The following is a 24,166-nucleotide window of genomic DNA, read 5'->3' as shown; positions in this document are numbered from 1 at the left end:
CAATTATCAAGAATAAACAACCATGGCTGACGTAAAACCTGACGAAATCTCCGCAATCCTCAAGCAGCAGCTTTCCGGATTCGATACGGCTACCGAGCTGGAGGAGTACGGTACCGTACTGCAGGTCGGTGACGGTATCGCCCGCGTGTACGGACTCAACAACGCACAGGCCGGTGAACTCGTAACCTTTGAAACGGGTACCGAGGCAATCGTACTGAACCTGGAAGAAGACAACGTCGGGGTAGTACTGATGGGCAGCGCCGCCGGCATCCACGAAGGAAGCCGCGTTTCCCGCACCGGACGTATCGCCTCCATCAACGTAGGTGAAGGCATGGTCGGCCGCGTGGTCAACCCCCTCGGCCAGCCCATCGACGGCAAGGGCGACATCACCGGCACCACCTACAATATGCCGCTGGAGCGCAAGGCCCCCGGTGTAATCTACCGCCAGCCGGTAAACGAGCCCCTGCAGACCGGGGTAAAGGCCATCGACGCCATGATTCCGATCGGCCGTGGCCAGCGGGAGCTCATCATCGGTGACCGCCAGACCGGCAAGTCGGCCATCGCCATCGATACTATCCTCAACCAGCGGGAATTCTACGACCGTGGTGAGCCCGTTTACTGCATCTACGTGGCCTGTGGCCAGAAGGCCTCGACGGTAGCCCAGGTCGCCAAGACCCTGGAAGAGAACGGTGCCATGGACTACTCCATCATCGTAGCCGCCTCGGCTTCCGAGCCTGCTCCCCTCCAGTTCTACGCGCCCTTCGCCGGTGCCGCCATTGGCGAGTACTTCCGCGATACGGGCCGCCCCGCCCTCATCATCTACGATGACCTCTCGAAGCAGGCCGTAGCCTACCGGGAAGTATCCCTGCTGCTGCGTCGTCCTCCCGGACGTGAGGCCTACCCCGGTGACGTATTCTACCTCCACAGCCGTCTGCTGGAGCGCGCCGCCAAGATCATCAACGACGACGAGATCGCCAAGAGCATGAACGACCTGCCGACCAGCCTCAGCGAGGCCGGGATCGTAAAGGGTGGTGGTTCGCTGACGGCCCTGCCGATCATCGAAACCCAGGCCGGTGACGTATCCGCCTACATCCCCACCAACGTTATCTCGATCACCGACGGACAGATCTTCCTCGAGTCGAGCCTCTTCAACAACGGCATCCGCCCGGCCATCAACGTCGGTGTATCGGTATCCCGCGTAGGTGGATCGGCCCAGATCAAGCCCATGAAAAAGGTATCCGGTACCCTGAAGCTCGACCAGGCTTCCTACCGGGAACTCGAGGCCTTCGCCAAGTTCGGTTCCGACCTGGACGCCTCCACCATGAGCATCCTGGACAAGGGACAGCGCAACGTGGAGATCCTGAAGCAGCCCCAGTACAGCCCCGTACCGGTTGAGCAGCAGGTAGCCATCATCTACCTCGGTACCAAGAACCTCATGCGGGAAGTTCCCGTCAACCGGGTCAAGGAGTTCGAGAAGCTCTTCCTCGGAGAGCTCGGCCGCAAGTACCCTGAGGTGCTGCAGAACTTCCGCGACCGGAAGTACCAGGATGAAGACCTCCAGAAGCTCGAGTCGCTGGCCAAGGAACTTACTCCCCAGTTTAAGAAGTAGATCAATTCCCCCGCCGGGCCTGTCCGCGGGCCCGGCGGGAAAATGACGCAATCACCCCCCTACAATGGCAAACCTTAAGGAAGTACGCGAAAGGATCCGCTCGGTAAAGAATACCCAGCAGATCACCAGTGCCATGAAGATGGTATCCGCGGCAAAATTGCGGCGGGCACAGCAGGCCATCACGGAGTTGCGGCCCTACGCCGACAAGCTCGACGAGATGCTGCGCAACATCCTCACCAACCTGGAAGGCGACGCGAATACCACCTTCAACAAGGTTCGCCCCGTAGAGGGTGCCGCCGTGGTGGTGGTCACTTCCAACCGGGGCCTGGCCGGTGCCTTCAACACCAACGTGATCAAGGCCGCCGAAGCCAGCATCCGGGAAATGGGCCCCCTGAGCGGACCCCTCGACATCATCTGCATCGGCCGCAAGGGCGCAGAGTACTTCCGCAAGCACTACGGCAAGCGGGAGAACGTCAAGGTGGTAACCGATTTCCAGACCCTCTTCGACGACCTGAGCTTCGACAACACCCGCGAGGTGCCGGAGCTGCTCATGAACCGTTTCCGTTCGGGCCGCTACGACAAGGTATTCATCGCCTACGCCCGCTTCAAGAACGCCGCCGTTCAGTTTGCTACCAGCGAGCAGTTCCTGCCCGTTGAGGATGCCACCCCGGACCCCTCCGCGGAGGCCGCCACCGGTACCAAGTACAAGGCGGACTACATCTTTGAACCCGGTAAGGAAGAACTGCTCGATTACCTGGTTCCCAGCATCCTGGAAACCAAGTTCCAGGCCGCTCTGCTGGATACCCACGCTTCCGAGCACGGTGCCCGGATGACGGCCATGGACAAGGCTACCGAGAACGCCCAGGAACTGCTGCGCGAACTGAAGATCAGCTACAACAAGGCCCGTCAGGAAGCCATCACCAACGAGATCCTCGAGATCGTTGGTGGTGCCGCCGCCCTCGAAGCCAGCTAAGCGACCTTACTTTTACGACTATCGGAACTGTCGCTGCGCCCCCGAGGTGCAGCGACAGTTTTTGTTAGGGGACGGGCCTTTTTTCCTGGTCCTCGGCGGTGGGCGCCGTCCTAGATGCCAGAGGGCGGGGGGCGGAAGTATTGCGCCACCGGGGTTTGCGGAAATAGCGCCAGCTCAAGCCGAACATCAGCACCCAGTAGACAATCTCCGTGCTCCAGGCCATCGTCAGGTTGCCCCAGCCACTGCGTACGACCAGGAAGACGAGAACCATATACACCAGCGCGCAGAAGGTCTGGTAGAGCAGGGCCTTCTTGGTTTGCCCCGCGCCGATCAAGCCGTTGAAGAAGATGCTGCCGAAGCTGAAGGTGAAGAGGATGCCCAGCAGTACCCAAAAGACAGGGTAGGCCGCTTCGATCAGGTAGGCCCGTTCATCGCCCAGCAGCGGGTACAGCACCTCCCGGGGGAAAAGGATGATGGGCAGCCCCATCGCCAGGGAAACCCCGAGACAGAGGTAGGCGGTTTTCCAGAGGACAATCTTGACATTGTAGCGCTCGCCACGGCCGACGAAGTAGCTCACCAGGGTATTGATGCCGGTACAAAAGCCCCAGGCCGGAATGCTAAGGATGAGGTAGGCAATGCGCACGATATTGGTCACCGCCAGGTCCCGCTCCCCGAAGTTTTCCACCAGCCCGAAGAAGAAAAAGGCACTGCCCAGTCCGACGATGGACATGGCCACGATAGGCACCGAAAGACCGACGATCTCGCGGATCATCTTCTTGTCCCACCGCGGCAGTTTCCCGCGCAGGTATTGGCGGTTCTGCCGGTCGAAAACCATATAGACCAGGAAGACTACCAGGGCCACGTACTCGGCAATCGTGCTGGCCAGCCCCGCCCCGGCGATCCCCATCTCCGGGAAGCCATACATCCCGAAGATCAGGGCACGGTCGAGAAAGATGTTTGTCGCGGCCAGGATAAACGTGTCCACGATGATAAAGACCGGTCGGGCAATTCCGGTGTACAGGGCCATACACGCCACGCCGAGGTAGCTGGCAAATACCCCCCATTTGCGGGTGTCCAGGTATTCCAGGGACTTGTAGAAAATGACGTCCGAATCCACCAGCATGGCAAACAGCCAGTACGCTCCGTAGGTCATGAAGAGAAACAAGGCCAGGGCCAGCACCAGTTCGAAGTACACCGTACTGTAAAAGGCGCGCCCCACCGCGTTGGGCTTGTCCTTGCCGGTGTAGTGGGCGATGAGGATCTGCCCGCCGCGACTGAAGCCAAAACCGATGGCGGCTACAATGATGTAGAAAGCGGCAACGAAGCCGATGGCGGCAAAGTCCTCCTCACTGCGGTAGTACAGAAAGATCGAGTCCGTCATGGCCACCACATTCTGGGCGGCACTTCCGATGATGATCGGAAGGCTGATGTTCCAAATGCTACGGTATGAGGTACTAAGTTTCAAGGGCGCCAATCTACGACGTTCCCCGGGTTCTATTCCTTGCCCTCCTCAATTTCAAAGGGGGTTACCGGCAGTCCGTCCCGCGAAAAAAGGTTGGCGTCGTCGGGATTGTTGAACCAGGCGTAGCGGACCTTCCGGATGCGGCTGCCGGGTGGGTGGAGGACGATCACCGCGTTTTCGTCCGGTGCCAGCGTACCTACCGCCCAGTGCCACTTCCCGGACGTGTCCTGGACGGTGAGGGAACCTACCAGCGGATAGCGATCCGCGAACCGATGACGCAGGGCAAGGCCCGACCCCACATCGGTGAACCGCACAATGGCGTGGTGATCCGATACTTCCAGGGCGGTCGCCCGGGGGCTGGCGGCTTGCACCTCCTGGCCGTAGATATCCCGTAGGGCATGGAGCGACAGCCGGCGTCCGACTTCCCACTTGTTTTCCGGGTGGATGTCGTCCGCTTCCCCGATGTCGGTGATGATGGCCTGGCCGGTACGGGGCACGTCCAGGGCCGAGGTCTGCTGCGCCCGGATGATCGCCCAGCCGGGCTCGTCAGGCGACTGGGGAGCCGGCTGGTAGTTGGCCAGTTGCACCCAATAGAAGGGCAGGCTATCCCTCCTCCCGCCGAGCTGATCGCGCCAGGAATGGACGAGCGACCGCATCTGGGCGCCGTAGCGGGGGGCATCTTCCGGTCCGGCGTTCGACTCACCCTGGTACCACAGTACCCCGGTAAGGGGCCAATCCTGCAGCGGCGCGATCATGGCATTGTATAAGAGGGTAGGGGTGTGGTTCGCCCGACCGTCCGCCCGGCGGAAGGCACCGATGCGGTAGTGGTAGTTACCGGCCAGGGGAACGCGGTCGCCATTCGCTGCTTGCAGGTAGAGCGAATCGGGAGCTCCGTGGAATCCTCCGCCACCACCGGTGTCGGTCACGCGCACGGCCAGGACGTTATCGCCCGGCCGCAATTGATGGGCGGCGATCGAATATTTCCTGTCCTCGGCGTAGGCGTTAGGAGTGCTGCCTACGGCCTGTCCATTTACGTACGTTTCGTCACCATCATCGATGGGGCCCAGGTGCAGGGTCGCCGGGCCGGATGCCTGCTCCTCCGTAAGGCTAAAGTTGCGGCGGAAGTAAAAAACGCCATCCACATCGGGGTAACCATTGCCCTCCCATAGCCCCGGGACTTCCATGGTAGCCCAGGTACCGAGATCCGTCTCCGCCGCCAGGTAGCCCAGTTCCTTGCCCATGTCATCGGTGGGCGGGTTTTCTCCGGGGAAGGACTCCTGGAAGAATCGGTCCACAGTCTGGGCAGCGGCCATGCGCTCGGCTTCCCGCTTAGTGGTGGAGGCCAGGTCGGTGGGGTCGAGGGCGGTAGCGGGTAACCAGGCTTCTATCCGGCTGCCCCCCCAACTAGAGTGGAGCAGGCCGATGGGAACTTCCACCCCTGCCTGCCGCAGGTAATGGGCAAAGTAGGCGCCGACCCCGCTGAATCCGGCCATTTCCTCCGCCGTCCCCGGCTTCCAGGGGGCGTCCAGTTTTAGGTGGTTCCCGGGGACGGGGCGGGAGGTCTTGGAAACCAGCACCTGGCGAATCAGCGGGTCGGCAATGGCGCGGGCGCGGGTGCCATCCAAGTCGGATTGGGCCAACCGCCATTCCATGTTGGATTGGCCGGAGAGCAGGTATACGTCGCCAAAGTAAATGTCTTCCAGCCTGTGGGAACTGCGGCCGTCGGTAACAGTGAGGGAGTGGGGACCCCCGGCTTCCATAGATGGTAGTGAGATTCGCCACTGCCCCTGCCGGTCGGCGCGGGTCGTCAGGGGAACTCCATCAAGGGTAACGGTGACCTTGCGGTTCGGCTTACCCCAACCCCAGACGGGGTGGTTCACGTCGCGCTGCAGCACGGCTCCATCGGTGAACACTTCGAAAAGGGAGAGCTCCTGGGCCGTGAGGGCTCCGGTGAGCATCAGGCCAAGGAAAAAGAGGAGTGGGCGCACGATCAGGGGGTTGTTGATCGTGGAATATCGCAATTATTCGGCGGTCCAGATGTTCCAGGCAGCTTCGGCTTGGGAGTGCAGCATACCCATGCCGTTGGCGGCACCCGCGCCCGCGCCCCGGGCGAGTCGCATGAAACGTGTCTCGGCCGGATTGTAGATCAGGTCGTAGCAGAAATGGGCGGGAGTGAGGAGTTCGTAGGGGATTTCGGGGGCGGTTTCCACCTGGGGGTACATGCCCAGGGGGGTGGTGTTGACGATCAGCCGGTGGGTCGTCAGCGTATCCCGGTCGAGGTCCGCGTAGGAAAGTTGTCCGGCCCGGGCGGAGCGGCTGACCGTGACCGGCTTGACCGACAGGTCGAGGAGGGCCTCCCGGACCGCCAGGGCGGCGCCTCCGCTGCCGAGAATCAGTGCGGACTGCCCCCGCAGGTTGGTAAACCGCTGCTGGGAACGGAGCTGGGCGAGGAGGTCATCGCGGAAGCCCAGGTAGTCGGTGTTGAAACCCCGGGTTTTCCCGTCCTCGATGAGGATGGTGTTGACTGCCCCGATCCGTTCGGCCGCCGGATCAATGGCATCGAGTAGCGCCACCACTCCCTGCTTGTGAGGAATGGTCACGTTCAACCCCCGCAGGTCTGGGTACTCATCCAGAATTTTCTGAAAGTCTTCGAGCGTCGGGATCTCGAAGTTCAGGTAGCGGTGGGTGTCCGAAAGGCCCAGGTCGGCAAACTTCGCCGTGAAGTAACCGCGGCTGAAGGAATGGGAAAGGGGGTAACCCAGGAGGCCGAAGGTGGGCATTGGTCAGTCGTTATGGGAAGTGCCTGAGGTGAGGTTCTCACTTTCCTCGGTTTGCTTCTGGGTAGCGAAGGCTTCCAGGAGGAAGACCAGGGCGAGACCGGCGGACATGGCCAGGACTACGGCCAGTACGTAAGGTTCTCCGCCGAGGTACTGGGCCGGTAGTACCCGTGCTTCCAGCACCGCAACCTCTTCCCCGCTGCTGTCGATGCGGGTGGTGATGGCATTTCGCCAGGGCCAGAGCTGGTTCAGGGAGCCCAGCATGAAACCGGTGAGGAGGGCGAAGGTCCGGTCGGGGTAGGTCTTGAAGGTCCAGGTGAGCAGGCGGGAGAAGGCCGCCAGGCCCACGATACAACCGATGGCGAAGAATGCTACGATCGTAAGTGCCCCTTCCTCACCACTGGCCACCCCGCGCACGGCCCCGAAAACCACGGTGTACATGCCCAGGAGTACGAGGATGAAACTGCCCGATACGCCGGGTAGAATGAGGGCGGAGATGGCGACTACCCCCGAGAAGAAAACCAACAAGGGGGAGGTGCTGCCCGCGAGGGGATTGATGGTTGTGAGAAAGTAGGCGAAAACGGCACCGACGATCAGCAGGGTGACGGCCGACTTGCCCCAACGCCGGATCTGCCGGGCTACGTAGATGGCGGAACTCACGATGAGGCCGAAAAAGAAGGCCCAGACCACCGGGGGGTAATTCTCGAGCAGGGAGGTGATGGCCACCACGGCAATGCCGAGTCCGATGACCATGCCCAGGCCCAGCTGCAGCAGAAACGCCCCGTCGGCGGCGTGCCAGGCCGGGCGAAATCCCTCGCGGCGGAAGGTGCCGGCCACGCGGGTGCCGAGGATGGAGCCGATGGCCTCCAGCAATCGCTCGTAGATGCCCGTGATGAAAGCTATGGTACCGCCGCTGACGCCGGGAATGGCTTCGGCGATGCCCATGGCCATACCTTTTAAGATCAGGGAAAGGTTCATCTATTTGGCGGGTTTGACGCTCTCGTACATGGTTTCAACTTCGGGCAGGGTGAACACCCCGTCGAAGGAGTTCTGAAAGACGAACTCCCGGTCACCGCGGTAAACGATGTAGCGGAAGCCGTAGGCACTGGTGGTATCGATTCGGTTTTCGAAGATGAACCCCTGGGGTTCTTCGCGGACGATTCGCTCGAAGTAGCGGTTGTCGCGGACGTACTCCAGTTCTTCGGCCTTCAGGCGGGCCATATCATTGGTGCTGGCGTTGCTGGCGAGTACCTGGATAGCGAAGCGGTCGGCCGGGCTCTTAATGGTGATGTCGTCGATTACTCCGGAAAGGTTGGAGGCGGTCACCTTGGCGCTGTCGGGGGCCTGGATGGTCACCGGAACGTTGTACTGGGTAAGATCCAGCGACTTGAACCCGTCCCGTCCATCGGAACCGCAGGCCATCAGGGTTAGAAATAAGCAAAGTCCTGAATAAATCAAACGCATGGTAATAATTTAGGCCGCAAAGATACCCAAGGGCTCCACATGGCGGGGGCGGATTGCGGGAAGGGAGCGTGGCCGGTCAATTTTTTTACTTTTGTGGGCAGCTGCCTAACATATCCCGACGGTGGGCGTCGTTAAGCAAGCGCTAAAGCAACCCGAATGTTTCTGAACCACTTTGTCCTTCTCCTGCAAGCGCAGGGCGATCTTAACCTTGACCCCCTGGAACCCGTCGTGGAAAGCGAGAGCTTGCTTGACGTGCTGCTGCAGTCGGGAATGCTGACCATGATCATCGTCGGTATCCTGATCCTGCTCTTCATCATCGGCCTCTACATCTTCTCCGAGCGCTACATCACCATCAAGGCGGCGGGTGCCGACGATGAAGGGTTCATGGAAAGGATCCGTCGGGAAATTTCCACCGGAAACATGGCCAACGCCCGTGCCCTCTGCACGACCACCGACAGTCCGGTGGCCCGGATGGTCGACAAGGGACTGCAGCGCATCGGCCGCCCCCTGCGCGACATCGATGCCGCGGTAGAGAACGTAGGCAACCTGGAGGTTTTCCGTCTGGAGAAGGGGCTCAGCACCCTGGCCAGCATTGCCGGCGCTGCACCCATGATCGGGTTCTTCGGTACGGTAACGGGGATGATCAATGCCTTCTACGAGATGTCGAACGCCCAGAACATCACGCCCGACGTACTGGCGGGAGGCATCTACTCGGCGCTGCTGACGACCGCCGCCGGCCTCTTCATCGGCATTCTGGCCTTCGTCGGCTACAACCTGCTGGTGGCCCAGGTGGAACGGGTAGTGTACAAGATGGAGCGCTCCACCACCGAATTTATGGACCTGCTGCAGGAACCGGGATAGGCGCTTCGGCTTACCCCACCTCTCCTCCGCAACATCCGCAAGCAACATGGGACTCAAACGATCCAACCGGGCCAACGCCCAATTCAATATGTCCTCCCTGACGGACATCATCTTCCTGTTGCTCATTTTCTTCATGCTGACCTCCAACTTCGTGCAGATCCGGCCCTTCGACCTGCCGGAGTCCGACAGCCAGACCGTGGCGCCCACGAATATCGTCGTGGAGCTGGAGAAGGGCGGGGTAGTGCGCGTTAACAATGTGGAAGTCCGCGGTGCGGCCGTGGCCCAGGCCCTCAGCGACGCCCTGGATCAGGCGGATAACCAGGATGATGCCACGGTGACCATCGTTGCCGAAACCGGCGTACCCTTCAACCGCATCACCCCGCTGATGAACCTGGCGGCCCAGCACCGGGCCCGCGCCATCATTGCCACCCAGCCGCGACGCGGATAATCCTCCCTCCCATGGCCCTGAAAAAGCGATCAAAAGTCAGCGCGGAATTCAATATGTCCTCCCTTACGGACATCATCTTCCTGCTGCTCATCTTCTTCATGCTCACCTCTACGGTGGTAGCCCCCAACGCCCTTAACCTGAAACTTCCGGGGCGCGCCGATACCCCGGCCAGCCCCTCTACCGAACGCCTGGATGAAGTGCGGATCGACGCGGAAGGGTCATTCTTCTTCAATGACCGTCGGATCACTTCTGAGGAACTGGAAGCTCAACTGCAGCCGCGTGGAGGGCGGGGGTACAGCATGCTTATTGCCCCCGACCGGGACGCGCCGGTGGAGGGCGTGGTAACCGTGATGGACCTAGCCATGCGGCTGGACATCAACGGGGTACTCGCCGCCGAGGAGTGAGGCAACCTTGATGCGTTTCCTCAGGGTGATGGAGCCGGGGACGCAGGGGCCATAGGAACTGTTTCCCCACCAGGGGCCGGTGAGCACCAGTTCACCCTGCCGGTAATCGGCCCGCAGATCGTATTCCTTCATGCACCAGGCCACGGTAAGGCCGGCCTTGTTGTTCCTCAGGATCTCCAGCTCGGAGATGCGCCAGCTCCCGTCCAGGGTCTGAAAGCCACTCACCTTCATCTCTGCATGCAATTCGCCCAGGCGGACGTAGGCCGTGCCCCTGACGCTCAGTCCAATTTGTTCGAGGTTCATGTAGAGCTCAAAGCGGTCGGAAAACCCTCCTTCATTCTGTAGCAGCAGTCCGCTCCAGCTGCCGGAGATATCGGGTCTCCACTGGGCTACGACAAGGAGGGGAAGGAGCAGAAAAGCCGGGAAGAGGAGTCGTTTCATGGGGCTGTACTTAGCGTTCCGGGGCAAAAGATAGGGGCTGCGGGCCACGGATATGGCCGGTAGGGTATCTCCCTGGGGAATACCTAGTTGATTAAGCGCGAAATTGGAGGACGCCCGCAGAACCATCGCGACTGTGGGCGTACCCTTTTTTAAAGCCAAAGAGCCAGCCGGAAATCTTCCGGCTGGCTCTTTTTGTGGCAATCATCAGGATTGTTCGGAGGGGATTAGTTGCCCTCCATTCCTTCAGGGGCGGGATCTTCCTGGGCATCGGCAACGCCGGTCAGGAATTCCACGCGGCGGTTGACGCGGCTGCGGTCCAGGGGAACGATGGCTTCGTCTTCACCCCGGTACTGCAGTACCAGTCGCTCGCGGGCGATGCTGAAGTTGTCAACCAGGTGGTTGATTACGTTCAGGGCGCGGCGGTAGGACAGCTTCTGGTTGTATTCCATATCACCCGTACGGTCGGTGTAACCCCGCACGATGAGGCGCATTTCGGGGTTGGCGTCCATCAGGCGGGCGATGCTGGCCAGGGTGCCGTAGTCTTCGTACTGGATCTTCGAACCGTTCAGGGGGAAGTACAGCATGGGAAGGTAGATGGCACCACCGGGGGTATTGATCCGGGTGGAGTTGTTGCGGTCGATCTGGGTCATGGCGTTGTTGACCGAGTTGTCGATCATCGTCTGCACTTCCTCCTCGCTCAGGGGGGCGTCGATGCGCTCAGTGACTACACCGTCGGCGTCAACCACTTCACCTTCCCGGGGGGGGAAGAAGGGCTCCTTGTCGCGGTAGTCGGGCACTCCGTCGGAATCGCTGTCGAGCGTGCGGCCGCGGCTGTCGACCGTGGCGCCGGCGGGGGTGTTGGGCTCCTGGTCTACGGCGTCGGCGATGCCGTCGTTGTCCGTATCCGTGGTGGCTTCATCCACCCGGCGGTTCAGGGTAGCGAGGTCCTCCTTGACGGGGGTGAAGGCGTTCGTCCAGTAGCGGGGCTCGGCGTGGGTTTTGGTATTGCCCAGGTTGAAGTTGAGCGAGATACCGGCTACGTTTTGCACGTCGCGGAAGTCGCCGTCATCATAGCCATCGACCAGGTCAGCGCGGTTGCCCATGGGCACGAATACCTGGTATTCGGCACCGATGTTGAAGCGCTCATTGATGCGGAAGTTGATGCCCGTACCGAAGGCGGCGTGGGTGCGGAACGACTGGTCGATCTCACCATTGCGGCCTTCCTCGAAGGGGGAACCATTGGGATTGCTGGCGCAACCACGGCCGCGCACGTTGCCGTTGCACTGGAACTCGGTGGCGTAGAAGTTTCCACCGGCACCGGCCATCATGAACAGGTTGATGTTGCGGATGTCGCCCTTGAAGGTGAAGTTATTGAGGGTTACTACACCGTAGGCGGTACCGCTGAGCCAGTTGGTTTCGAAGCGGCGGTTGTTGGAGTTGTCACCGGTTTCGTTGTCACCCTGGCTGAAGGCGTAAACGCCGTCCAGACGGATGGAGAACAGGTGGTCCAGGGATTTCCGCAGGTGAATACCCCCGCCATAGCCTGCTTTGGAAGTAACGTCGCTGGACAACCAGGAGTAGTAGGGGGAGATTCCCACTTCCAGCATAGTGGGCTGATCCCGTTTGCTCATCGTACCCTCCTGGGCAAGTCCGACGGTACGGGCCGAATCCTGACTGGCGGAGGTAGGGGGAAGGGGAGTACCCTGAGCAGACAGTGCTCCGCAAAGGCAGAAGAGCAGGCCGGTCAGGGAAGATTTGAATATTTTCATAGAGGTGGATCTAGCAAGGTTTGGTGAATAGGGGTTTCTTTCACAATCCTGTGTATATCGGTCAAAGGTAGCAGTTGTTTAGAAAAACTGGGCCTTTCTTTACCTTCGCCCCTTTGCAATGATGTACACCCCCTGGTTATTACCCCCCGCACTTCCCCCTAACCCTCCCGTAGCCAATACAATAGGCAGCCGGCTGGCGGCGGATCCTCCTTCCGCCCCGCGAATTGCCCTGCTGGGCCTGGATGCCCAAACCGCCGACGGGGTGAGGGAACACCTGTACCGGCTGTTCTGGGACTTTGAGGATCTTGCAGTGGTGGACCTCGGGAACCTGCGGAAGCGCACGGTCGACTTCGCCATCCCCCTGCTGAAGGAATTGCATTCGGCGAACATCCTGCCGGTTACCCTGGGCGCACCTTCTTCCTTTCTACCGGCCCAGTACCTGGCCTTCGGGGAGCTGAACCGACAGGTAGGGGTATGTATCCTGGACAGCCGTATCCGGCTAAGGACTGAGTCTACAGGGACAGCCGACGCGGAGAACAACCTGGATGCTGCCGTTTACCGCCAGCGACCTCCCATGTATCATCTGGCCCACCTGGGATCCCAGCGGCAGCTCGTGGACCCTGCCCTGGATGCATTGTTCATGAGGCGCCACTTTGAACGGTACACCCTTGGACAAAGCCGTGCGGACCTGGGTGAACTGGAACCCACCGTCCGGGACGCCGACGTCCTGGCCATCGACCTGGCGGGTCTGGCCGCGGCGGAGGTCCCGGCCCAGGAAGGGTTTGGCCCTTCGGGATTTTCCGTGCAGGAAGCCTGTCAACTGGCGTTCTACGCGGGGAGCAGCGATCGCTTGTCCTCTTTCGGACTTTTCGGCTACCGGGGCGGTGACGCAAGCGACCGGGAACGTGAAACGAGCCTGGCGGCCCAGGCGCAATTGATCTGGTACTTCATGCACGGCGTGAGCCGCCGCAAGGGTGACTTTCCCGTTTCCACCTCGGGCCTGCACGAATACGTGGTAGACAGCAAAGTGGCCGACCGCCTGACGTTCTGGCGCTCGGAGCGCAGCAACCGATGGTGGGTGCAGGTACCCGTCAGCGTCCCCGACGGTGAAGAGCGCAATCGCCTGGTGGCTTGCAGCTACAAGGACTATTTGCAGATCAGTCAATCCGGTGACCTGCCCAGCCGGCTGCAACTCGCTTTTTCCCGGTACTGATAAATTAACCGAGTAGATTGATATATAGATATTTACTTATCTTCGTAAGGATTCAAGGTTAAGGATTGACACAGGTCGGCCCCGATTGGGCCTGGATAATGAAAACTAGACGGCCGGGTTTTGGCACTCCGTTAGTACGGGGCCAGTCCGGAATTCTCGCATGCGTAACTGTCCATTGCACGGGGTAGGAATCGTATGCATTATCCTGATGTCTTTCCGCGACCCGTTAGCTTTCGTATACCCACGAACACACTAATGAGGCACACAACACAAATATTCATGACCCTGTGGTTCGTCTGTATGGGCGTTACTACCCTCAGCGGTCAGTCCACCTGCGGGGAGCAGGATCCCTTCTGGCTTCCCCCTTCCCGCACCTTTTGCGTGGACTCCAATGGAATAGCCACGATATCCTTCAAACTGCTCAACCTGGGAGCGCCGGGCAACTATACCGTGTATTTTCCCGATGGTGCTACGGCCAAGTATTCTGGGATTGAGGATACCGTGACCGTACGTCACAAATTGGAATTCTTTTGCAGCGACCCACCCGGATCCCCCTCCCTGCCCACCATGGAGTCGCCCTTCTACGCCTACATGGGGGAGCTGTCCATCGTACGCTCCGACTGCGTGAACAGCCAGGGAGACTCTCCCCGGGGCAGCTACGATTTTAACGTGATTCCCAATCCGCTGGAAGAGATCACTTCGAGCCGACTGACCTGTTTGGAGGCACCCTTTATGGTTGACCTGGAGGCCGTCCTTTGTCAGGAGGATCTGGTCGAGCGTTTCCAGTGGTTTCTGGATGGGCAACCGATTGGTAATTCCGACAATGCCCAAATCTCCAACCTGGTAATCCTTGAACCGGGGCTGCATATCGTCCGGGTGGAGGCCACGACCAACAAGGAGGGGTGTGGTCCCTTCTTCCTCGAAAAGGAGATCTTCATCACCGAGGCACCCGATCTGGAGGTTGATTTTCTGGTGGATTCCGCCACCCTTTGCCTGCCCGAAGTCACCATTGCAACGGTCACCTCGGCCGCTAACGTAACTCGTTTTAGCTGGAGTTCCGATTCTCCCGACGTGACCTTTTCCGACCCTACGGAGGCCGCCCCGGTCATTTTTATCGATAATCAGTTCGGCGATCAACGCACGATCACCCTGACCGCGGGGAGTGAGACCTGCGGCGAGGTCACCAAATCGTTCACCCTCACCACCTACAACGATCAGAAGATGCGGCTCCGGGGGCAGCTCGAAACCTGTGCCAATGAATCCTACCGGATCTGCGAGGACCTGCTGAATACCTTGGTCGTCGAAAGCATCCGTTGGGAGGATGCTGACGTAACTACCCGGATCACCAACAATACCACGGTTTGTCCGGAAATCACCTTTACCACTCCGGGTGAGCATATCCTCACCGCGGTGGGCATTGACGTATGCGGCCGCCCCTTCTCCCTGCCGGTAACCGTATGGGTGCGCGATAATGAGCCCCTGAGTTTTGAGTGGAGCGCCATCGATACCCTCTGTGAAGAGGAGCCGCCCGTGGACCTCGCAAACCACATCAAACCCTGGTCCAATGTTGCATCCGTAAAGGGGGATGGGGTTGACGGACGGTGGTTCAATCCCGCCGGCCTCCGCGGTGATGTCCGGTTGACCGTGACCGACAGCTGCGGCGCCATAAGCAACCTTTCGATTCACGTGTTGACCACCGGGGGATTTTCCGGGCGCGAACCCGTCATCTGCCAGGGGGAGGATCTGGACCTCACCAGCCTGCAACCCGGGCGGTATACCGGTCCAGGCATAACAGATAATGTGTTCCATTCAGCGGGGATGGAACCGGGGCTCTACCAGATAGAATACATCAGTGATGCGTACTGTGGAGGAGCCGGCACGATAACCCTTACGCTGCACGCCCCCCCGGTGGCCGACTTCTCGATTGCGTCGCCCAGTTGCCCCGGTGGCGATCCGGGTACCGTCTTTCCCGCGGGACAACCGGTGAAGCTCGTCAACCTGTCGGGTTCCGAAGTGATCTGTTACTCCGTTCTCGAAACCGGTGACCGGCAGTGCGGCAGCGCCAACGCCAGTTTCACCTTCCCCTCCGCGGGTACCTACACCCTGCAGCAGGTAGTTGGCTCCCGAGGAACGGACTGCACCGATACCCTGAGCCGTACGATTGAGGTGCGCAACTCCTTTTCTCCCGACTTCACCTATGACCTGGAAGAGGTAGGCTGTGATTCCCTGGCCATCACCTTCCACTCCAAGGGCCTGCCCGCCGGGGTGGTCCCCGGGTGGAGTTTGTCGAACGGCAAGGTGCTGCAGGCTAAACAGGCCACCATCAAAATGGCGCGGCCGTACGAAGAGAAATGGATGTCGGTGGCCGTCCGCGCCACGAATGGCTGCTTTCAATTTCAGGATACCTTTTCACTGGAATTGCCCCGCCGGTTTCAGGTATCCTTCGGTATCATGAACGATAACCGCACGGTGTGCTCCGGGGATACGGTTTACCTACAGGATAATTCCGTTAACGCCAGTCAAATCAGGGTTACCTACCCGGATGGGAGCACTGAGACGGAACTGCCCGAATTTCTAGTCGTTAATAATCCTACCAAGTCCGTCTTGGCGTATCCTATCGTTCTGAGTGGGAGCAGTACGGGATGTAACACAAAAACGGTCTCGGATACCATCTTCATCCTGCCGGTGGAAACCCGTGCCGGGTTCAACCTGACTTATACCGACAACTGCGCCCAGGGGGAGGTCGCCCTCGTCAATCTGTCTACCTCCGGCAGCAACGGCCGGGTCTTCTGGGGCGACGGCTCCTCTCCGCAGTGGGTAGCCGTGGGAGATACCATCCACCACCGGTACGAGATGGGCCGGGATACCACGGTGACCATTAGCCTGGAGGCCGCCCTCTGCGGCACGGACGTCTACCGCAAAGAGTTTACCGTCCTGGCAACTCCCAATCCAACCTTCTCCCTCGTTGACTCTCCGGCCAAGTGCGTGGGGGATAGCCTACGTTTCCTTCCCGAGGCAGCGACCTCCGGGTACAGTTACGACTGGGATTTCGGAGATGGATACTTCAGCCAGCACCAGCGGCCGGGCCACGTCTACGAGAAACCGGGCACTTACCCGGTTATTCTGGAAGTTACCAGCGCTTCGGGTTGTTCCGCCGCGGATACTGCCTGGGTCACCGTCGGTAAATACAATGGTCCCACTATCGATGCGAGCATCCCGGAAGCGGCCTGCGTGGATGGTCCCTTCCCCGTGCAGGTGCATTCACCGGCGGCTCCTGCCTTGCGTTTCCTGTATGGCTCCAACCGGCGTTCCATCGGGGCGCTTGAACGTCCCTTTTCACAGGTCGGTACCTTCCCCTTTACCCTTGTGGCGGTTGACGCGGCCGGGTGCCGTACCGACACCACCGTGATGGTGACCGTTCACCCCTCCCTTGCCGTCAACATTGCACCCGACCGCAGGGATACTACCGTAGAACTGGGCAATTCCCTGAACCTCACCTTTGCCGCAACTCCTCAGCGTGCGCTGGACAGCGTGCTTTGGTCGGGGAATGGAGTAGGGGACCCGACGGCAACCCGCACGCTGGTCACCCCAATAGCCGACGAGCTGTACCGCCTGTCGGTTACCGACCAATTTGGCTGCCGGGCCTTTGACTCCATAATGGTGCGCGTACAGACGGATTACCGCGAGCGCGTCTACAGTCCGAACGTATTCTCCCCGAACGGGGACGGGGTAAACGAGACCTTCGCCTTGCAGGTGAAGCCCAACACGGTGCGCTCGATCACGTCGATGCGCATCCGGTCCCGTTGGGGCGCCGTGGTCTACGAATGCCGGGAATGCGGACCCGGAAATGGTGCCGTTGGGTGGGACGGTTCCTTCAACGGCGGTCCGGCCAAAACCGGAGTATACCTCTGGAACGCCACGGTGGAATTCGTCGACGGTGCCCGGCAGACCTTCACCGGCGACGTCATTCTGTTGCGGTAGTTCCGCCGGCCCGGGCGACCAACGTTAATTTTTCCTGCCCGGGGAAAAGTTTCCCGGACATTAACAATATATCGCGCTCGGATACCGATATGTCTGTAAGGCAGTCGGTATTGGCTGTCGTGTTGTTCTTTTCCCCTTCGGGGTTTGATTGGATTTTTTTACTTCCTGGTCAATTTCTCGCCAGCGTCTCTCTCAAAAGAAAATTACATAGCCGGAAACTCAGTTTTTCCGGACTTCCCCCCTTCGCCGTTGTCGGTGGACGGCCCCTATGTCGTATGCTTTTAGTAGTGACTTGGTAGCATTGACTACAACCCTAGTCTTGCATGTCCAACTTTACAAAGTGTCTTCTCCTAATTACCCTAAATCTTCTTTCGCTGGGCCTTGTGGCCCAGACGAGCTGTGGTCAGGAAGAGCCCTTCCTGCTCCCGCCCACCAGCACCTTCTGCGCCGACAGCGTGGGGATGGTCACGGTGAACTTCAAGATTTACAACAATGGTGACCCGGGCACCTACCGGGTAAAATTCCCCGATGGCAGCGATACCCTGTATACTGGTGTCGTCAATACTGTGGACGTTAAGAAGCGCTTCCTCTTCGACTGTGGGGCCCCTCCCGGCAAGCCCACCCCCCCGAGCGACGGTGCGCTGTACTTCGAATACGCCGGCGCCCTGACCGTAGTACGGGAAGACTGCGTCGACGAGCGTGGCGACAACCAGAAGGGTACCTACGACTTCCGGGTGGTTCCCAACCCCATCGTCAACATCAAACACAGCAACCTGAAGTGTATCGAGGAGCCCTTCAAGGTGAACTTCGAAGGCAAGATGTGCAGCGACAAGCTCGTGGAATCCTACCAGTGGTACATCGACGGTGAGCGCATCGAAGGAGCCACTTCCAAGAAATTCAGCGGCTACGAATTCGGTGAGCCCGGGACCTACGTCGTCAAGCTGGAAGTAACCCCCTACAAGGGCTGCGACAAGTACTACTACGAGAAGACCATCGTCATCCAGCCGCTGCCTAAAGTGGAGCTGTCCTACTACGTGGACACCACCCAGCTGTGTGACGAGACCATCCAGGTGTTCCCCAACGCCACCTACAAGTTCGCCACTTCCTTCAAGTGGTCGTCCAATTCCGACGACGTCTCTTTCTCGGACTCCAGCTCCCCCAATCCGGTCATCACCATCCAGAACAACCAGGCGGGCACCAAGACCATCACCGTGCTGGCCTCCAACCAGAACTGTTCGGCCAAGCCGCAGTCCTTCGACATTACCACCCAGCGCGGACAGGGCATCGCCGTCCTTGAAGACATTGTGACCTGTACCGGCTACGTCCTTGACCTTTGCGAGTACCTGGAGTATACGCCCACGCCGGACAACATCCGCTGGTCGGCCAACGTGCCCAACGTCAGTTTCAGCGACTCAACCGCCCTCTGCCCCCTGGTTACCTTCGGCGACGTAGGTGAGGTAGTGTTGACCGCCTCGGGCACGGATGCTTGTGGTGAGGCATTCGCCATTCCCGTCGACGTGCGGGTCCGCGACGGTGCACGCCTGCAGATCGATATTTCGAGCATCGACACCCTGTGTACCACTGAGGCCCCCATCGCCCTGCTGGATTTCATCGAGCCGGCCTTCAAGGTCAGCCGCATTACCGGTGCCGGAGTAGTGGACAACATCTTCGACCCCTCCGTAGTGGAAGGTAAGACGGAGATTACGGTGATCGACAGCTGTGGAGCGATCTACCCGCTCGAATTCCTGGTCATTCCCCAGGAAAAGTACACCGGCATTCAACCCGAAGTCTGCGTTGGCGGAACGGTGGATCTGGCAGCCATCCAGGCCGGCAACTACACCGGTACCGGCGTGACGAATAACGTGTTTGAATCGGCCGGCCTCACCCCCGGTACCTACGAAATCGCTTTCTCCAGCCAGAGCTACTGCGGTGGAGAGGACACCCTCTACATCAAGGTACAGGAGTACCCCGTTGCTGCCTTTGAAATCGTAACCGACAGTTGCGGTGCCGGGGACGCGGGTGCCGTGTACGCCGGACTGGAATCCATCCTCCTGGAGAACCGCTCCTCCGCCCAGACCAAGAGCTTCACCGTAGTAGAAACCGGGCAAACGGCCAAAAACCGTGAGAAGGCCAAGTTCACCTTCCTCGAGCCCGGGGTGTACACCATCGAGCAGGTAGTTACCTTCCCCGGAGGCGTTTGCTCCGACACCATTCGGAAGACGATCGAGGTGCTCTTCCCCCCCCGCATCGATTTCTCCTACGTCATGGACAGTACCGTTTGTGACTCCATTACCCTGGATTTCTCGGCCGGTCTGCAGCCCGCGGACGTTTCCTACCGCTGGGCCTTCAGCAGCACGGACCGCAGTGAATCGGCTGCCCCTCAGATCGATCTCCTGCGCCCCCTGGCGCCCGAGGTGCTCGGCGTAGACGTCAGCGTGATGAACAGCTGCTACACCACCGCCGATACCTTCGGCGTGGTCCTGCCCCTGCGGTTCCGCGTCTCCTTCGACGTGCTGAACGACAACAACACGGTCTGTTCCGACGATACCATCTTCCTGGCCAACACCTCGGTCAATGCGGATAACTTCCGCGTATCCTACCCCGATGGCCGCATGGGCACCCAGCTGCCCACTTCTCTGGTACTCCGCAACGAAGAGCAGAAAGTACTGAAGTACCCCATCACCCTCCAGGGCTCGAACGTCAGCTGCCCCGACGAACGGGTGACCGATACCATCTACGTACTGCCCATTACCACCGAGGCAGCCTTTAGCCTGGACTACGACAATGTCTGCTCCTCCACCGAAGTGACGCTCACCAATGCTTCCACTCCCGGGGCCCTCACCTTCGTGCACTGGGGAGACAACTCCTCGCCCCAGCTGATCGATGAACTGGAGCCCATCACCCACACCTACCGGGTGGATACCGATACGGAGTTCCAGATCAGCCTCTCGGCCCAGCTGTGCGGCATCGACACCTTCCGCAATGAGATCACCGTACGGCCTTCCCCGGATGCCTCTTTCGAGATCACGGCGGTCGACGCCAACTGCGAAGGAGAAGACATGGTCTTCACTTCCACCGCGGCCACGGCACCCTTTGGTCTCAACTGGGACTTCGGTGACGGCCAGAATTCCCAGGAGAGGAATCCGGTCTACGCCTACGATAAGCCCGGAAACTACATGGTCTACGCCGAGGCGGTAAGTGAAAACGGATGTACTTCCGTCGACAGCATGAAACTTTCCATTGGCACCTACAACGGCGCTCCGATCTCTTACACCATGCCGCCTTCCGTCTGTATGGACTCGCCCTTCGACCTGGAGCTCAATGCCCCGCTTACCGGCTGGACCATCGACTACGGCAACGGACTTATCTCGGACGAGCCCATCGAACGTCCCTACTTCGACGAGGGAACCTACGTGATGAAGTTGACCGCAACCTCGGCCAATGGTTGCCACACCGACAGCAGCACGGTGGTGAAGGTGTTCCCCTCCTTTGACGCCACCATCCGCACCGCCAACCGCGATACGCTGGTTGAACTGGGCGATGCGCTCGACCTGCGCGTCCAGGTATACCCGCCCCGGAACATCACCGAAGTACTGTGGACCGGCGACAGCATCCTCAACCCCACCTCGCCCTACACCACGGCCCGGCCGCTGAACGACGGATTCTACTCCATCAACCTGACGGACGAGCACGGTTGCGTGGCCAGTGACTCGATGCGGGTAAGCGTGCGGAAGAATTACGAAGACCGCATTTACGCTCCGAATGCCTTCAGCCCCAACGGCGACGGCTACAACGAAACCTTCGGACTGGAGGTGAAAAGCCACACCGTACGCGCCATCCGCTACCTGCGGGTTATATCCCGCTACGGCGCGGTGGTCTACGAATGCACCGATTGCCCCACCGGAACCGTAGGTAACGGATGGGACGGAACACTGGGCGGAAAGCCCTTGCAGAGCAGTGTCTACCTCTGGGCCGCCGAAGTCGAGTTTGTCGACGGCAGCAGCCAGCTTATGACTGGCGATATAGCGCTATTGCGCTAGATCCAGGGCCACAGAGTAGGTCTATTCCCTGTTGAAAGGCTCGTCGGCAATTTCCGGCGAGCCTTTATTTTATGGTGCCTACCGTAGCCCAGTATACTACGGCATCGGAGGTACACGACCAGTCGACGGAACTACCCGCCGGCACGAATACGGTCCGCTGCTCCTCCGTCAGGCGGGTCCCGTTGGCCTCCAGGGCTCCGGACATTAGTAACAGGATGCCGGGTGCATCGGAGGCCTCAACGGGCAGGGAGTATCCGGCCTTGACCCGCGCCGTGGAGAGGCTGAAGTCGGGTGCCGGGGTGGGGTATATCTTCCATGGTCCCCGGGCGGCCTGGGGCGCAAGCGGATTGGGCTCGACGGCTTGAAAGTCGGTATGCTTCAGCAACTCTTCGACGTCGATGTGTTTTGGCGTCAGTCCTCCACGGAGCACATTGTCGCTGTTAGCCATCAGTTCGATGCAGCAGCCCTCCAGGTAGGCGTGGGGAATACCGGCGTCCTGAAAGATGCCCTGTCCCGGGGTAAGTTTCACCAGGTTGAACCAGAAGATGGAGAACATGCCCCGGTCGTGGTGGCCATCGTCGGTATATTGTTCAACGGCACGCTGGGCCCAGAAGCGGGGCTGGTCCCGGTGGTAGTTGCCCTTGCGTACCTCCTCCGCCAATGGGGTCAGCAATTGATCAATCTCCGCCTGTTCGGCACCCATCACGTGGGCGTAGAGGGCTTCGGTGCCCCCTTCGTCCAGGGTGGGGATCAAGCCATCCCACCCTGGCACGTCCGCCAGGGTAGCGCGGATGGCTTCCGGGGACCGGAATCCGTGGAGAAGGTAGAAGTCGGTCAGCGCCACGCCCAGTTCGGGCTTGTGGTTATCGTCGCGGTAGTTGCGGTCCGGGGCATCCCGTGCGGGTCCGTTGCGTTCCTCCTCGGCGAAGCCTTCTTCCGCGGCCTGCTTGGTGGGGTGGACCTGGATGGAGAGCATCTCCCGCACATCAAGGATCTTGAACAGGAAGGGTAGCCGTTGGTCGAACCGTTGGGCCACCGCTTCACCCAGGACTCCGGTGGGGTCCTTCTGGATCACCTCCGCCAGGGTGGCCGCGGCGTCCCGCAGCCGGCCCGGCCCTTTTTCGTGGGCACCCATCCACAATTCGGCCCAGGGCTGATGGTCCGGATTGTCTGCGTGCAGCAGGGAGGGTAGGTACTCATAGCCTCCCCAAGCGTAATGCTGGATGACTCCGTCGAAGGGGTAGAGATTGGGCACGGTTGCAGATTTTTGAGGGTGTTGAAAGTGGTGCTCCGGCCCTTGGCCGGCCCCGCAAAGTTGTGACTTTATGGCGGACCAGCCGGTGACCCGGTAAATTTTTCTCAGGAGTGCGGGGATCGGCTCCGGAATTCACCTGGAGCCGCGCACGGCCGGGCTTGCATTAGGTCAAAATACCTACCTTGCGCCACTTTCCGTAAAACAGCCTAGCATGCCATATTTATTTACTTCTGAGTCGGTTTCCGAAGGTCATCCCGACAAAGTCGCCGACCAGATCAGTGACAACCTCGTTGACCATTTCCTTGCCTTCGATCCGGATTCGAAAGTAGCCTGTGAAACCCTGGTGACCACCGGTCAGGTCGTACTGGCCGGCGAGGTGAAGTCGGAGACCTACCTGGACGTACAGACGCTGGCTCGCGACGTGATCCGCAAGATCGGTTACACGAAATCCGAGTACATGTTTGAGGCCCATAGCTGTGGGGTCCTCAGTGCCATCCACGAACAGTCGCCCGACATCAACCAGGGCGTAGAGCGGCAATCGGCCGAAGAGCAGGGTGCCGGCGACCAGGGTATGATGTTCGGCTATGCCACCAACGAGACCGAGAACTTCATGCCCCTGGCCCTTGACCTGAGCCACCGCATCCTGAAGGAACTGGCCGCCGTGCGGCGGGCCGGGGAGAAGATGACCTACCTGCGCCCCGACGCCAAGTCGCAGGTCACCATTGAATACGACGACAACCACCGTCCGGTGCGGATCGACTCCATCGTCGTCTCGACCCAGCACGACGAATTCGGCGCGGACGATATGATGCTCGCCACGATCCGCCAGGACGTGATCGACTACATCATTCCCGCCGTGCGCGACCAGGTCAAGCCGGAACTGCAGGGGCTGTTCACCGATACCATCACCTACCACGTTAATCCGACGGGCAAGTTCGTCATTGGCGGGCCCCATGGGGATACCGGACTGACGGGCCGCAAGATCATTGTCGATACCTACGGCGGCAAGGGTGCCCACGGGGGCGGAGCCTTCAGCGGTAAGGACCCCAGCAAGGTGGACCGTTCCGCGGCCTACGCCACCCGCCACATCGCCAAAAACCTGGTCGCCGCCGGGGTGGCCGACGAAATCCTCGTGCAGGTGAGCTACGCCATCGGGGTAGCCAAGCCCACCAATATCTACGTAAATACCAACGGCAGCTCCAAGGTGGACCTCACGGACGCCCAGATCGCCCAGCGGGTAAGCGAACTCTTCGATATGCGCCCCTACGCCATCGAACAGCGGCTGAAGTTGCGCAACCCCATCTACCTCGACACGGCCGCCTACGGTCACATGGGCCGCCAGAGCGAAACGAAGGAAATCACCTTCCGCAACGGATCGGGGGAAACCAAGACCCTGACCGTGGAGACCTTCACCTGGGAGAAACTGGACTACGTCGAGCAGGTGAAGGCCGCCTTCGGTCTGTAAACCG

General features: G+C 60.0%; 17 protein-coding genes. 9 read left to right on the top strand and 8 right to left on the bottom strand.

From position 1 onward, the window contains the following. Positions 1-22 precede the first annotated feature (22 nt). Both atpA and atpG read left to right on the top strand, forming a co-directional pair. On the top strand, positions 23-1,609 hold the full coding sequence (gene atpA, locus CGL56_RS01240) for a F0F1 ATP synthase subunit alpha (RefSeq protein ID WP_099104683.1): 1,587 nt from the start codon (positions 23-25) through the stop codon (positions 1,607-1,609). Between the two features lie 64 nt (positions 1,610-1,673). Continuing rightward, complete coding sequence (atpG, locus tag CGL56_RS01235; RefSeq protein WP_099104682.1) at positions 1,674-2,582, top strand: ATP synthase F1 subunit gamma; 909 nt, start codon at positions 1,674-1,676, stop codon at positions 2,580-2,582. Positions 2,583-2,646: 64 nt separating this feature from the next. On the opposite strand, the gene CGL56_RS01230 is transcribed toward atpG, so the two are convergent. The 5 genes from CGL56_RS01230 to CGL56_RS01210 are packed head-to-tail and all read right to left on the bottom strand — an operon-like array spanning position 2,647 to position 8,243. After that, positions 2,647-4,047 (bottom strand): MATE family efflux transporter, encoded by a 1,401-nt coding sequence (locus CGL56_RS01230; RefSeq protein ID WP_099104681.1) that lies wholly within the window; start codon positions 4,045-4,047, stop codon positions 2,647-2,649. 29 nt (positions 4,048-4,076) lie between these two features. Further along, on the bottom strand, positions 4,077-6,032 hold the full coding sequence (locus tag CGL56_RS01225; protein ID WP_143470570.1) for a sialate O-acetylesterase: 1,956 nt from the start codon (positions 6,030-6,032) through the stop codon (positions 4,077-4,079). A gap of 33 nt (positions 6,033-6,065) precedes the next feature. Next, on the bottom strand, positions 6,066-6,824 hold the full coding sequence (locus tag CGL56_RS01220; protein WP_099104679.1) for a shikimate dehydrogenase family protein: 759 nt from the start codon (positions 6,822-6,824) through the stop codon (positions 6,066-6,068). Between the two features lie 3 nt (positions 6,825-6,827). Continuing rightward, complete coding sequence (locus CGL56_RS01215; RefSeq protein ID WP_099104678.1) at positions 6,828-7,799, bottom strand: DUF368 domain-containing protein; 972 nt, start codon at positions 7,797-7,799, stop codon at positions 6,828-6,830. Next, on the bottom strand, positions 7,800-8,243 hold the full coding sequence (locus CGL56_RS01210) for a hypothetical protein (protein WP_099104677.1): 444 nt from the start codon (positions 8,241-8,243) through the stop codon (positions 7,800-7,802). It lies immediately after the preceding gene. Between the two features lie 198 nt (positions 8,244-8,441). Here CGL56_RS01210 and CGL56_RS01205 point away from each other — a divergent pair, with 198 nt between their 5' ends. Genes CGL56_RS01205 through CGL56_RS01195 form a run of 3 tightly spaced genes read left to right on the top strand, consistent with a single transcriptional unit; the run spans position 8,442 to position 9,998 of the window. Further along, entirely contained in the window at positions 8,442-9,146 is a 705-nt protein-coding gene (locus CGL56_RS01205; RefSeq protein ID WP_099104676.1) for a MotA/TolQ/ExbB proton channel family protein, read from the top strand. Between the two features lie 46 nt (positions 9,147-9,192). Next, positions 9,193-9,594 (top strand): ExbD/TolR family protein, encoded by a 402-nt coding sequence (locus CGL56_RS01200; RefSeq protein ID WP_099104675.1) that lies wholly within the window; start codon positions 9,193-9,195, stop codon positions 9,592-9,594. Between the two features lie 11 nt (positions 9,595-9,605). Beyond that, a complete protein-coding gene (locus CGL56_RS01195; protein WP_099104674.1) occupies positions 9,606-9,998 on the top strand; it encodes an ExbD/TolR family protein in 393 nt (130 codons plus the stop codon). Here CGL56_RS01195 and CGL56_RS01190 read toward each other — a convergent pair. Continuing rightward, positions 9,951-10,439, bottom strand: a complete 489-nt coding sequence (locus tag CGL56_RS01190) for a hypothetical protein (protein ID WP_099104673.1) — start codon at positions 10,437-10,439, stop codon at positions 9,951-9,953. The two genes, CGL56_RS01195 and CGL56_RS01190, sit on opposite strands and share 48 nt — an antisense overlap. A 224-nt stretch (positions 10,440-10,663) precedes the next feature. After that, on the bottom strand, positions 10,664-12,208 hold the full coding sequence (locus tag CGL56_RS01185) for an OmpA family protein (RefSeq protein WP_099104672.1): 1,545 nt from the start codon (positions 12,206-12,208) through the stop codon (positions 10,664-10,666). Between the two features lie 118 nt (positions 12,209-12,326). On the opposite strand from CGL56_RS01185, the gene CGL56_RS01180 reads away from it, so the two are divergent. The 3 genes from CGL56_RS01180 to CGL56_RS01170 all read left to right on the top strand — a co-directional run bounded on the left by CGL56_RS01180 (position 12,327) and on the right by CGL56_RS01170 (position 21,442). Then, the gene (locus CGL56_RS01180) at positions 12,327-13,421 is read left to right on the top strand and encodes an arginase family protein (protein ID WP_143470569.1); all 1,095 of its coding nucleotides are present in this window, start codon (positions 12,327-12,329) and stop codon (positions 13,419-13,421) included. A gap of 279 nt (positions 13,422-13,700) precedes the next feature. Further along, positions 13,701-17,402: a PKD domain-containing protein gene (locus CGL56_RS01175; protein ID WP_167641525.1), complete on the top strand. Its 3,702-nt coding sequence runs from the start codon at positions 13,701-13,703 to the stop codon at positions 17,400-17,402. Positions 17,403-17,725: 323 nt separating this feature from the next. Next, positions 17,726-21,442, top strand: coding sequence for a PKD domain-containing protein (locus CGL56_RS01170; protein ID WP_099104669.1), 3,717 nt, complete (start codon positions 17,726-17,728; stop codon positions 21,440-21,442). A 64-nt stretch (positions 21,443-21,506) separates the two neighbouring features. On the opposite strand, the gene manA is transcribed toward CGL56_RS01170, so the two are convergent. Continuing rightward, positions 21,507-22,697: a mannose-6-phosphate isomerase, class I gene (gene manA / locus CGL56_RS01165; RefSeq protein WP_167641526.1), complete on the bottom strand. Its 1,191-nt coding sequence runs from the start codon at positions 22,695-22,697 to the stop codon at positions 21,507-21,509. 211 nt (positions 22,698-22,908) lie between these two features. Between manA and metK the strand changes: the two genes are divergently transcribed. Continuing rightward, complete coding sequence (gene metK, locus CGL56_RS01160; RefSeq protein WP_099104667.1) at positions 22,909-24,162, top strand: methionine adenosyltransferase; 1,254 nt, start codon at positions 22,909-22,911, stop codon at positions 24,160-24,162. Positions 24,163-24,166 lie beyond the last annotated feature (4 nt).

Source organism: Neolewinella marina, from assembly GCF_002631205.1.
Taxonomy (GTDB): Bacteria; Bacteroidota; Bacteroidia; order Chitinophagales; family Saprospiraceae; genus Neolewinella; species Neolewinella marina.
Note: the sequence above shows the minus strand (reverse complement) of the source record. Positions and strands in the feature narration are given on the sequence as shown.

What these genes read in the sequence shown, in the direction of transcription:
- CGL56_RS01190 (WP_099104673.1), bottom strand. Translation starts at nt 10,439, where the DNA reads ATGAAACGACTCCTCTTCCCGGCTTTTCTGCTCCTTCCCCTCCTTGTC.
- atpA (WP_099104683.1), top strand. Translation starts at nt 23, where the DNA reads ATGGCTGACGTAAAACCTGACGAAATCTCCGCAATCCTCAAGCAGCAG.
- CGL56_RS01195 (WP_099104674.1), top strand. Translation starts at nt 9,606, where the DNA reads ATGGCCCTGAAAAAGCGATCAAAAGTCAGCGCGGAATTCAATATGTCC.
- CGL56_RS01205 (WP_099104676.1), top strand. Translation starts at nt 8,442, where the DNA reads ATGTTTCTGAACCACTTTGTCCTTCTCCTGCAAGCGCAGGGCGATCTT.
- CGL56_RS01210 (WP_099104677.1), bottom strand. Translation starts at nt 8,243, where the DNA reads ATGGCCTGCGGTTCCGATGGACGGGACGGGTTCAAGTCGCTGGATCTT.
- CGL56_RS01220 (WP_099104679.1), bottom strand. Translation starts at nt 6,824, where the DNA reads ATGCCCACCTTCGGCCTCCTGGGTTACCCCCTTTCCCATTCCTTCAGC.
- CGL56_RS01215 (WP_099104678.1), bottom strand. Translation starts at nt 7,799, where the DNA reads ATGAACCTTTCCCTGATCTTAAAAGGTATGGCCATGGGCATCGCCGAA.
- CGL56_RS01185 (WP_099104672.1), bottom strand. Translation starts at nt 12,208, where the DNA reads ATGAAAATATTCAAATCTTCCCTGACCGGCCTGCTCTTCTGCCTTTGC.
- CGL56_RS01175 (WP_167641525.1), top strand. Translation starts at nt 13,701, where the DNA reads ATGACCCTGTGGTTCGTCTGTATGGGCGTTACTACCCTCAGCGGTCAG.
- CGL56_RS01180 (WP_143470569.1), top strand. Translation starts at nt 12,327, where the DNA reads ATGATGTACACCCCCTGGTTATTACCCCCCGCACTTCCCCCTAACCCT.
- CGL56_RS01200 (WP_099104675.1), top strand. Translation starts at nt 9,193, where the DNA reads ATGGGACTCAAACGATCCAACCGGGCCAACGCCCAATTCAATATGTCC.
- atpG (WP_099104682.1), top strand. Translation starts at nt 1,674, where the DNA reads ATGGCAAACCTTAAGGAAGTACGCGAAAGGATCCGCTCGGTAAAGAAT.
- metK (WP_099104667.1), top strand. Translation starts at nt 22,909, where the DNA reads ATGCCATATTTATTTACTTCTGAGTCGGTTTCCGAAGGTCATCCCGAC.
- CGL56_RS01170 (WP_099104669.1), top strand. Translation starts at nt 17,726, where the DNA reads ATGTCCAACTTTACAAAGTGTCTTCTCCTAATTACCCTAAATCTTCTT.